At 71.0% G+C, this 10,510-nt stretch carries 12 protein-coding genes; 10 read left to right on the top strand and 2 right to left on the bottom strand.

The features are described 5' to 3' along the window. Positions 1-65 precede the first annotated feature (65 nt). Genes CCN39_RS30445 through lipB form a run of 4 tightly spaced genes read left to right on the top strand, consistent with a single transcriptional unit; the run spans position 66 to position 3,206 of the window. Positions 66-947 (top strand): serine hydrolase, encoded by an 882-nt coding sequence (locus tag CCN39_RS30445; RefSeq protein WP_086847781.1) that lies wholly within the window; start codon positions 66-68, stop codon positions 945-947. 23 nt (positions 948-970) lie between these two features. After that, positions 971-1,846, top strand: coding sequence for a TIGR01777 family oxidoreductase (locus CCN39_RS30440; RefSeq protein ID WP_086847779.1), 876 nt, complete (start codon positions 971-973; stop codon positions 1,844-1,846). Then, the gene (locus tag CCN39_RS30435; protein ID WP_086847777.1) at positions 1,843-2,466 is read left to right on the top strand and encodes a phosphatase PAP2 family protein; all 624 of its coding nucleotides are present in this window, start codon (positions 1,843-1,845) and stop codon (positions 2,464-2,466) included. The genes CCN39_RS30440 and CCN39_RS30435 overlap by 4 nt, the downstream gene beginning before the upstream one ends. Beyond that, positions 2,463-3,206 carry a lipoyl(octanoyl) transferase LipB gene (gene lipB, locus CCN39_RS30430; protein WP_086847776.1) on the top strand — a complete coding sequence of 248 codons (744 nt, stop codon included), beginning with the start codon at positions 2,463-2,465 and terminating at the stop codon, positions 3,204-3,206. Before CCN39_RS30435 ends, lipB begins: the two co-directional genes overlap by 4 nt. Positions 3,207-3,489: 283 nt before the next feature. Here lipB and CCN39_RS30425 read toward each other — a convergent pair whose 3' ends face one another. Together CCN39_RS30425 and CCN39_RS30420 are read right to left on the bottom strand one after the other, a co-directional pair. Continuing rightward, positions 3,490-4,425, bottom strand: coding sequence for an LLM class F420-dependent oxidoreductase (locus CCN39_RS30425; protein WP_086847774.1), 936 nt, complete (start codon positions 4,423-4,425; stop codon positions 3,490-3,492). Positions 4,426-4,430: 5 nt separating this feature from the next. Continuing rightward, positions 4,431-5,042 (bottom strand): TetR/AcrR family transcriptional regulator, encoded by a 612-nt coding sequence (locus CCN39_RS30420; protein ID WP_086847772.1) that lies wholly within the window; start codon positions 5,040-5,042, stop codon positions 4,431-4,433. Between the two features lie 131 nt (positions 5,043-5,173). On the opposite strand from CCN39_RS30420, the gene CCN39_RS30415 reads away from it, so the two are divergent. The 6 genes from CCN39_RS30415 to CCN39_RS30390 all read left to right on the top strand — a co-directional run. After that, a complete protein-coding gene (locus tag CCN39_RS30415; protein ID WP_086847770.1) occupies positions 5,174-5,695 on the top strand; it encodes a hypothetical protein in 522 nt (173 codons plus the stop codon). Between the two features lie 19 nt (positions 5,696-5,714). Continuing rightward, the gene (locus CCN39_RS30410) at positions 5,715-6,665 is read left to right on the top strand and encodes an oxidoreductase (protein ID WP_086847769.1); all 951 of its coding nucleotides are present in this window, start codon (positions 5,715-5,717) and stop codon (positions 6,663-6,665) included. 25 nt (positions 6,666-6,690) lie between these two features. Then, positions 6,691-7,692 carry a lipoyl synthase gene (gene lipA, locus CCN39_RS30405; RefSeq protein ID WP_086847768.1) on the top strand — a complete coding sequence of 334 codons (1,002 nt, stop codon included), beginning with the start codon at positions 6,691-6,693 and terminating at the stop codon, positions 7,690-7,692. Positions 7,693-7,736: 44 nt separating this feature from the next. After that, a complete protein-coding gene (locus CCN39_RS30400; RefSeq protein ID WP_086847766.1) occupies positions 7,737-8,384 on the top strand; it encodes a DedA family protein in 648 nt (215 codons plus the stop codon). 17 nt (positions 8,385-8,401) lie between these two features. Next, positions 8,402-9,271, top strand: coding sequence for a patatin-like phospholipase family protein (locus tag CCN39_RS30395; RefSeq protein WP_086847764.1), 870 nt, complete (start codon positions 8,402-8,404; stop codon positions 9,269-9,271). Between the two features lie 130 nt (positions 9,272-9,401). Next, positions 9,402-10,510 (top strand): L,D-transpeptidase (locus tag CCN39_RS30390; RefSeq protein ID WP_086847783.1); only part of this gene is annotated, 1,109 nt, incomplete at its 3' end.

Below are 10,510 nucleotides of genomic sequence, written 5' to 3'. Positions count from 1 at the left end.
TCACCCTGACGAAGGCCGCCGCGGGACCGCCGTGGCGGCCTTCGCCGCATCCGGGAGGAGGCGCGATGACCTGGTTCGCCGAGCACCGCGACGACGTCTCGATCGTCGCGGACGACGGCCGGAACCACTTGGCGCACCACGCCGACGTGCCCCGTGTGCTGGCCTCGACGATCAAGGTCGTCCACCTCCTCGCCTACACGACGGCGGTGGCCGGTGGGCTCGATCCGGCGGAACCGGTCCGGGTCGGCGACTGGGACGCACTCCACCCCTTCGAGGGAGACGGCCCCGTTGGCGCGGGCGCCCACCTGCGGGCCCTGACCTCGCTGGGGATCGACTGCGACGAGTTCGGCGTCGCCCGCGATCCCGAACAGGTCGTCCCGCTCGACGCGATCGCCACGGCGATGATCGCCGTCAGCGACAACGCGGCTCCCGACTACCTCCGGACCCGGCTCGGTGACGACACGCTGCGGGCCGCGGCGGCGAGCGGCGGCTGGCCGGAGCCGGATCTGCGCTGGTTCTGCGGCGAAACCCTGCGTTCCTTCTACCCCGGCGAACCGGACCTGACCGCGCGCTTCACCTCAGACCCCGCGTTCCGGCGGGAGGTCCTCGACCGCGTCCGCGGGGAGCCGATCTCCGGCGAAGCCGAGTGGGCGTGGACGCAGGGCACGGCGCGGGGCACGGCCGCGGAGCTGTTCGCCTTCCACCGCCACCTCGCCACCGCGGACTCCCCCGCTGCCGCCCACGCGCGCCGGATCCTCGGCGGCAGCGTGCGGTACAAGGGCGGTTCCCTGCCGCGCAGCCGCGGCTTCGGCCTGTCCACGGACGAGGCGGCCATCGCGATGTTCTACACCGGGACGGGTTTCCCCGACGTCCCGCTCGCGACGTTCGGCCTGGCGATCCTGTCCGACCTCCCGGCGTTCGCGGGGGACCTGGGCGTGCGGCTGTGACCCCGATGGGCCACGATCGAAGCATGCGAGTACTGATCGCCGGAGCGAGCGGCTTGATCGGGTCGGCGCTGGGCGAACGCCTGCGGCGCGAGGGCCACGAGGTCCGCCGGCTGGTGCGGCGGGAAGCGCGCGAAGGCGGCGAATTCCGCTGGGACCCGCCGTCGGGCACCATCGCGAGCGGCGCCTTCGAGGGCGTCGACGCGGTCGTGAACCTGGGCGGCCAGCGGCTGTTCCCCGGCCGGTGGAGCGCGATGCGCAAGCAGCAGCTCACCGACAGCCGGGTCGAGCCGACCGAGGTGCTCGCCGAAGCCGTGGCCGAACACGGTGTCGGCGTGCTCGTCAACGCGTCCGCCGTCGGGTACTACGGGAACTCCGGCGCGTCCACAGTGGACGAGACCGCGCCGCGCGGCGGCGGTTTCCTCGCCGAGCTGTGCGATGTGTGGGAAGCGGCGACGGCGGGTGCCGGGGACGCGCGGGTCGTGAAGATCCGGACGGGGCTGGTCCTGTCGGCGAAGGGCGGGCTGTACGGCACGCTGCGTCCGCTGTTCGCGCTGTGCCTGGGCGGGCGGCTCGGGAACGGCCGCCAGTACATGCCGTGGATCGCCCTCGAGGACGAGGTCGGCGCGATCGTCCACGTCCTGACGCACGACGACGTGGCGGGGCCGGTGAACCTGACCGGCCCGGCGCCGGTGACCAACGCCGAGTTCACCCGGACCGTCGGCCGCGTGCTGCACCGGCCCGCGCCGTGGTGGGTGCCGGGGATCGCGCTCAAGGCGGTGCTCGGCCAGGCCGGGGAGGAGATGGCGCTGTTCGGGCAGCGGGCCGTCCCGGCCGTGCTGGAGCGGTCCGGCTACGAGTTCCGCCACCGGACCCTGGACAGCGCGCTCGCCGCGGCATGACGGTCCCGCTCAAGCGCTGGCTCGTCGTCGGTTTCGCGCTGGCGGCGGCGTTCGTGGCGCTCGGCCTCGGCGTCGCGCGGCACCCGCTGACCCTCGACGCCCAGGTGGCGAACGCCCTCCACGGCGTCTACACGCAGCCGCTCGGACGGGTGGCCGAGATCGGCAGCGACATCCTCGGCCCGGTGCTCCCGTACGTGCTCGGCATGGCGCTGCTCGCCCTGGCGTTGCGGCACCGGCAGCACGTGGGGTTGTGCGTGCGGCTGGCCGTCGTGCTGGTGCTGTGCCGGCTGACCAGCCTGACGGCCAAGCCGGTTTTCCTGCGGGAACGCCCCCGCGACTACCCGGACCTGAGCTACCCGAGCGGGCACGTGGTTTCGGTGGCGAGCACGGGGTTCGTCCTGCTCCTGCTGTGCGCGTGGCTGTGGCCGCGGCTGCTGAAGCGGGTCGCGGCGGCGGTCGCGGTGGCGGTGGTGCTGTCGGCGGCGTGCCGCGTCGTGCTCGGCGTGCACTGGGTGACGGACACGATCGGCGCAGTGCTGGCGGTGACCGGTGTCGGGCTGCTCTCAGCGTGCGCCTTGCGGCTGCTTCCCCCGGGTGACGGGCGTAGCCTCGACGGGTGAGTTCTTCCCGCACTTCCTGCCGCGCCAGCACCGAGCCCGTCGACGTCCGTGAGCTCGGCACGATCGACTACACCGAAGCCTGGGAGCTCCAGCGCGGCTTCTTGACCGCCCGCGCGGACGGCACGGCGCCGGACACGATGCTCTTGCTGCAGCACCCGTCGGTGTACACGGCGGGCAAGCGCACGGAGGAGGCCGACCGCCCCACGGACGGAACCCCGGTGATCGACGTCGACCGAGGCGGCAAGATCACCTGGCACGGCCCGGGCCAGCTGGTCGGCTACCCGATCGTGAAGCTCGCGGACCCGATCGACGTGGTCCACTACGTCCGGCGCCTGGAGGAGGCCCTGATCCACGTGTGCGACCAGCTCGGCGTGACCAGCGGCCGCGTCGAGGGCCGCAGCGGGGTGTGGATCCCGGCGGACGAGCGCGGCATCGAGCGCAAGATCGCGGCAATCGGCATCCGCGTCCAGCGAGGCGTGACGATGCACGGCTTCGAGCTGAACTGCAACGCGGACCTGGCGGCGTTCGATTCGATCGTCCCGTGCGGCATCCGCGACGCGGGCGTGACGTCCCTGTCGTACGAGCTGCAGCGGGACGTCACGGTGGAGGCAGTGCTCCCCCTGGCCCGCGACGCGGTCTTGGCGGCCCTCGAAGGCGAGCTCCCGGTGAGCGAGGACCGCTGGCTGCCGCGCCCGGAGGCCCCTCAAGCTCCCGGCGTCACCTTCGCCCTGCAGAACTGAAAACAGTGAAGGCCACCTGTGGACAACAGGTGGCCTTCACTGTTTCGGGCCTCGGAACTGTCAGACCCCTCGGCTAGCGTGGAAAACGGGGGCTGCTCAGTCGCATCGCCGGCCACGCCGACAAGGGAGATTGCTCGCGCCGCCGGATCGAGCCACCCCGCCGCGGCGCCGGCCAGTGAGGAACGCCACCTGCCCGGCCGCGATGGCGCAGCCCGGCCCAGCAATCGCTCGGACCGGGCCACCCCGCTCGCCGCGGCAACTCGCGCCGCCGCGACAAACCTGCTCAGTCCAGCTGCGGCGCCACCTCGGCGGCGATCAGCTCGAGCTGGTCCAGGTCCGACAGATCCAGCAACTGCAGGTAGACCCGCGTGATCCCGGTCTTCTCCCGCCAGTGCCCGATCCGGTCGACGACCTCCGCGGGCGAGCCGGCCAGCCCGTTGGCCCGCAGCTCGTCGACGTCCCGCCCGATGACCGACGCTCGCTGGGCGACCTCCGCGTCGGAGCGGCCCACGCCGATGACCAGCGCCACCGAGCGCAGGATCTCCTTCGGGTCCCGCCCGATCTCCGCCGCCGCGGCCTCGACGCGGGCGAACTGGGCCGCCGCCGTGTCGGTGTCGGTGAACGGCAGGTTGAACTCGTCCGCGAACCGGGCGGCCAGCGCCGGCGTGCGCTTCTTGCCCCCGCCGCCGATGATCACCGGCGGTGCGGGCGACTGCGCCGGCTTCGGCAGGGCCGGCGACTCCGACAGCGTGTAGTGCTCGCCCTGGAACGAGTACGTCGAGCCCGCCGGCGTCTTCCACAGCCCGGTGATGATCTCGAGCTGCTCGGCGTAGCGGTCGAAGCGCTCCTTCAGCGGCGGCAGCGTCAGGCCGTACGCCTCGTGCTCGGCGTCGTACCAGCCGGCGCCGAGGCCGAACTCGACGCGGCCGCCGGACATCTGGTCGACCTGCGCCACCGAGATCGCCAGCGGCCCGGGGTGGCGGAAGGTCGCCGCGGTGACGAGCGTGCCCAGCCGGATCCGGCTGGTCTCCCTGGCCAGGCCGGCCAGGGTGATCCACGCGTCGGTCGGGCCGGGCAGGCCGTCGGCCGAGCCCATCCTCAGGTAGTGGTCGCTGCGGAAGAAGGCGTCGTACCCGGCGGCTTCGGTCGCCTTGGCGACGCGCAGCAGGTCGTCGTAGCTGGCCCCCTGCTGGGGCTCGGTGAAGATCCTCAAGTCCACGAAGATCAGCCTATAGAGACATCCGGCTCCGTGCGCCGCAGCCGTACCAGCATGCGGACGAGGACGTCCTCGATCTCGGCGCGGACCTTCTTCGGATCGGGCGAACTGGCGATTTCGGTCGCCGCGCTCGACAGGGCGCCGAACAGCAGGCGCGCGGTGACCTCGACCGGCACCGGCTCGACCTCGCCCGCGTCGATCAGGGACTGCAGGCCGGACCGCACGAGCCCGAAGCTGCACCGCTCCTCGGCCTCGCGCCAGCGCTCCCAGCCCATCACGACCGGCGCCTCGTGGATGGCGATCCGCTGGTAGGAGGGGTCGAGACAGGCGCGGAAGAACGCGTTGAGCCCGGCGAGCGCCCGCTCCCACGGCGTGCCCTCACCGGTCATGATCTTGTCGAGCCGGTCGTAGACGAGGCTTTCGACCTGGTCGAACGCGGCTTCGAACAGCGCCTGCTTGCCGCTGAAGTGGTGGTACAGCGCGCCCTTGGTGACCCGGGCCCGTTTGGCGACCTCGTCGAGCGAGGTTCCGGCGTACCCCCGTTTGGTGAACAGTTCGACCGCGCTGTCGACCAGCGCGGACCGCGTCGACTCGGAGTAGTCGAGTCGTCTGGACCTCATTGTCGCCACCTTCACAACTTTACGCCGGGAACCGCTCTCCATACTCATGGTATGTTCGGCGCGTCAGGTCCGTACCGGGAGTATGCCGCAGACCCGCGGTATGACCCGGGCCACGGAAGGGGAGCCCCACGATGAGCTGGACAGACTTCTACCGACGTCAGGAAATCCTCGAAGCGACCGTCCGCCTGGCCGCCCGGAACCCGGGCGAGCCGCTGCCGCTCGAGGAGGTGCCCGGTGCCGAAGAGCACTTCGGCACCGAGGAAAACGTCCTCACCGCCCTGCAGTACCAGTGGACGCGCACGCTGAGCGGCCGCCTGCGCTCCGAGGTCATCGACCCGGACGACGCCGACGGCCTCGGCGACCACGTCGACGCCGTCACCCGCGCCTGGCGCGCCGCCGTCGACGAGCACACCGACCTGCGCGCGGTCCTCGACGGCGCTTACGAGCGGCACGCGTCGCTGCGCCGGATGCACGAAGGCGAGCTGCGGATGCTCGCCGTCACCGCCGGCCTGGCCGACCCGCGCGAGCCGGCCGAAGAGATCGTCAAGGTGGGTCACGCGTTCGAGGCGCTGCTGCGCGCGAACCGCGAGGAATCCACTCGCCGCCGTCCGATGATCGGACACTTGCGGCGACTGCTCGCGCCCAGCGCGTAAACGGAGTTAAGTGTCGCCCATGACACAGCGCTGGACCGAAGCCGACATCGCCGACCAGAGCGGCCGGACCGTCCTGGTCACCGGAGCGAACTCCGGACTCGGGCTGCGCACGTCACAGGTGCTCGCGGGCAAGGGGGCCCGCGTGCTCCTCGCCTGCCGCTCCGCCGAACGCGGCGCGAAGGCACTCGAGATCGTGAAAGCGGCCGCCGCGGGCGCCGAACCCGAGCTCGTCCCATTGGACCTGAGCGAGCTCGCCTCGGTGCGCGCGGCCGCCGCATCGGTGCGGGAACGCACCGGCGACACCCTCGACCTGCTGGTCAACAACGCCGGCGTGATGGCCACCGCCCGCGGCCGCACGGCCGACGGCTTCGAGCTGCAGTTCGGCACCAACCACCTCGGGCACGCGGCGCTGACCTGGCTGCTGCTGCCCGCCCTGCGCGGCGGACGGCACGCCCGGGTCGTCGCGCTGTCGAGCCTCGCCGCCACCGGCGCGCGGATCGACGTCGAAGACCCCAACGCCGAGCACCGCCGCTACAACCCGGCGACCGCGTACGGGCAGTCGAAGCTCGCCAACCAGGTGTTCGCCCTGGAACTCGACCGGCGGCTGCGCGCGGCCGGCGACGACGTCCTCAGCGTCGCCGCCCACCCCGGGTACACCGCGACCGGCCTCGGCAGCGGCATGGCGCGGTCCTACCGCAACCCGGTCGTCCGTTCGGTGATCGCCGGCGGCCACAAGATCGGCGAGGCGCTGTTCGCCCAGAACGTCCGCCAGGGCGCGCTGCCGCAGCTGTACGCGGCCACGGCGGACGGCGTCGAAGGCGGCGACTACATCGTCCCGGGCAGCCTCGGCGGCGTGCGCGGCAATCCGGTCAAGGGACGTCCCCTGTCGGCCGCGCGCAGCGAGTCGCTGGGGGCCGCGTTGTGGGACGTCACCGCGAAACTGACCGGCGTCACCCCGGATCCCGCTTAGCCCGGACGGGCGTACGGTTGAGGGTGTGAGTGCTGCGCCTGAAGGCCGGAAGCTGCTGCGTCTCGAGGTTCGCAACAGTGAGACGCCGATCGAGAAGAAGCCGCCGTGGATCAAGACGCGGGTGCGGATGGGGCCGGAGTTCACCGAACTCAAGGGTCTCGTTCGCCGCGAGGGTTTGCACACGGTGTGTGAAGAGGCCGGTTGTCCCAACATTTACGAGTGCTGGGAAGACCGTGAGGCCACGTTCCTGATCGGTGGGGACCAGTGCACCCGGCGGTGTGACTTCTGTCAGATCGACACCGGGAAACCGGCGGCTTTGGACACTTCGGAGCCGCGGAAGGTCGCGGAGTCCGTGCAGGCGATGGGTTTGCGGTACTCGACGGTCACCGGTGTCGCCCGCGATGACCTGCCTGACGGCGGTGCCTGGCTGTACGCCGAGACCGTGCGGCAGATCCACGCGATGAACCCCGGTACCGGCGTCGAATTGCTGATTCCGGACTTCAACGCGGATCCTGCGCAATTGGCGGAGGTGTTCGGTTCGCGGCCGGAGGTGCTTGCGCACAACGTGGAAACAGTTCCGCGGATTTTCAAGCGCATTCGCCCGGGATTCCGTTACGCTCGGTCCCTGGAAGTCATCACGGCCGCGCGCGAAGCCGGTCTGGTGACCAAGTCCAATCTGATCCTCGGGATGGGCGAGACCCCGGACGAGGTGGCTCCGGCGATGCAGGACCTGGTCGACGCCGGGTGCGAGATCCTGACGATCACGCAGTACCTGCGTCCCTCGCCGCGGCACCACCCGGTCGACCGCTGGGTGAAGCCGGAAGAGTTCGTCGAGCACTCCCAGGCGGCCGAGGCGATGGGCTTCGCCGGTGTCATGGCCGGTCCGCTGGTGCGCTCGTCGTACCGCGCGGGACGGCTCTACGCCCAGACCAAGGCCCACCGCGGCGAGGTCCTGCCCGAAAACCTGCAGCACCTCGCGGCCGAAGGTCCCGCGGCTCAGGAAGCGGCGTCGCTCCTGGCGCGGTGACCCACGTCACCCCACGGTCCTTAAAGGATCGGTAAAGTGGCGGCATGGCCCTGGTTTCGGACCTCCTCAGCTGGTTGCAAGGACTCCCGGAACCGGGGCTCGTCGCCGCGACCGGCGGCCTGGTGTTCGCCGAGTGCACGATCGGGCTGGGTTTCCTGGCCCCCGGCGAATCCGGGCTGCTCATCGCCGCGACGACGGCGAACACCGTGCCGCGGTTCCTGGTCCTGTGGCTGGTCGTCACCCTCTGCGCGACGGCGGGCGACGCGCTCGGCTACGGCATCGGCCGCCGCTTCGGGCCGCGGCTGCGTGACACGAAGCTGATCCGCAAGTACGGCCTGGAGGCCTGGGACAAGGCCACCGGCGTCCTCGAACGCCGCGGCGCCTGGGCGGTGTTCTTCGCCCGGTTCCTGCCGGTGATCCGGACGCTGACGCCGGCCGCGGCCGGGACGTCCGGGCTGCCGTTCCGCAAGTTCCTGCCGGCCGCCGCGGCGGGCGCGTTCTGCTGGTCGCTGGTCCACATCAGCATCGGCGCGGCGCTGGGCGAGGCCGCGAAGCGCATCGAAGGGGCCTTGAACACGGGCGGGCTGATCGTCGTCGGCGTGCTCGCCGCGGTCGCGGTGTTCTTCCTGCTGCGGCTGAAGAAGCGCAAGGCACTGGCCACCCCGGAGCGGGAGCCCGAACGCGTGCCCTGAGTACTACATTCGGCGGTATGAGTCTCGCGGATCTCCCCCGGCCGATCGGTTTCGTCCTCGGCGGGGGCGGCAGCCTCGGCGCCATGCAGGTCGGCATGCTGCGCGCCCTGACCGAAGCCGGGCTCACGCCGGACGTCGTGACCGGGACGTCGGTCGGCTCGCTCAACGCCGCCGTGCTGGCCCGCTCCGGCACCGACGCGCTCGCGCGGCTGCACGACATCTGGGCGCACATGACGCGGGCCGAGGCGTTCCCGGGCGGCGTGCTGAGCCGCGTCCGGACGCTGACGCAGAGCAAGACGCACCTGTTCCCCAACACCGGCCTGGCCGGGATCATCGCCGACCACCTGGGCTCCGACACCCGCTTCGAGGACCTGGCGCTCCCGCTCGGTGTCGTCACGACGCAGGTCGACACGGCCGAGCCACTGCTGATCCGGTCCGGGCGCCTGCTCGAGCCGCTGCTGGCGAGCTGCGCGATCCCGGGGATCTTCCCGCCGGTGGAGCACGACGGACGGCTGCTGTACGACGGCGGGCTCGTCGCGAACGTGCCGATGCGGCAGGCCCTCGCGATGGGGGCGCAGTCCCTGGTCGTGCTCGACTGCGCGTTCCCCGGGAAGCTGCCGGAGGCGCCGCGGACGTTCGCCGAGGTGATGATGTTCACCGCGATGATCAGCATGCGGAACCAGGCCGTGCTGGAAGCGCCGGTGGCGGCCGCGCAGGTGCCGGTGGTTTACCTGCCGGGGCCGGCACCCGTGCGTGTGAACCCGCTCGATTTCGGGCACACGGAAGCACTGGCGGAAGAGGCGTACACGGCGGCACGCGAGTACCTCGACACGCTTTCGGTGAGCGGGCCCGGGCTCTACGGCGCACCGGGACTCGTCATCACGTGATCCACGTCACGCCGATGCACCGATCCGCCGGCAAGAACGTCATCGCTATCGCGTAGTTTTGATGACGAATGCCCGCCGATCCCAATTCCCAAAAAGAGACAATATGCTCCCCAAGAAGATTTTACTTTCGGTGGCCGGAATCCTTGCCGGGGCACTGCTGCTTTCCGCTTGCTCGTCCGGTGACGACGGCGGTTCCCCCGCCGGCGGGGACCCGGCGTCGGGCTCCGCCGCGCCGTCCGACACGCCGGTCGCGGTGACGTTCGAGCCCGCGGGCGGCACGGCGGTGAACCCGGCGATGCCGATCGTCGTCAAGGCGGCCAACGGGAAGCTCCTCGACGTCACGGTGACCAACGCGGCCAAGGGGAAGACGGTCGCCGGCAAGCTGGCGGCCGACGGGTCGAGCTGGACGTCCAGCGAGCCGCTCGGCTACGGCGCGACGTACAAGATCGTGGCGCACGCCCAGGGCAGCAACGGGAAGCCGATCGAGCAGGACAACCAGATCACGACGCTGTCGCCCAAGAAGCAGGCGAACGCCAACCTGATCCCGGCGCCGGGCGCGGTGGCGAGCACGGGCGTCGGCGTCGGCCAGCCGATCGTGTTCAGCTTCGGCAAGGTCGCCGTCAAGAACAAGGCGGCGGTCGAGAAGGCCCTGACGGTGGAGTCGACCCCGAAGCAGGACGGCAGCTGGTACTGGATCGACGACTCGAACGTCCACTACCGGCCGAAGGAGTACTGGCAGGCCGGCACGACCCTGAAGGTGACGGCGAAGATCTACGGCGTCGATTTCGGCGGCGGGGTGTTCGGCGCGGAGGATCGCACGGAGACGTACAAGGTGCACGATTCCTGGATCGCGAAGGCGGACGGGAACACCGAGCAGATGCAGATCTTCCACAACGGCGCAATGGTGAAGTCCATGCCGATCTCGATGGGCAAGGACGCCACGCCGACCCACCTGGGCGCGCACGTGATTTCGGACAAGCAGGCCAATTACACGATGGATTCCTGCACATACGGCGTCTGCCCGCCGGATCCGAAGGCGTACCGCTCGAACGAGAAGTGGTCGGAGCGGATTTCGAACGACGGCGAGTTCGTCCACGAGAACCCGAACAGCGTGAGCCAGCAGGGCAGCTCGAACGTGTCCCACGGTTGCATCAACCTGAACGACGCGAACGCCCAGTGGTTCTTCCAGAACATGGGCCTGGGCGACGTCGTGGAGGTGACCAACTCGGGCGGCCCGCA

It is taken from the genome of Amycolatopsis kentuckyensis, from assembly GCF_002155975.1.
Classification (GTDB): Bacteria; Actinomycetota; Actinomycetes; order Mycobacteriales; family Pseudonocardiaceae; genus Amycolatopsis; species Amycolatopsis kentuckyensis.
This window is presented reverse-complemented; position numbering and strand designations above follow the sequence as displayed.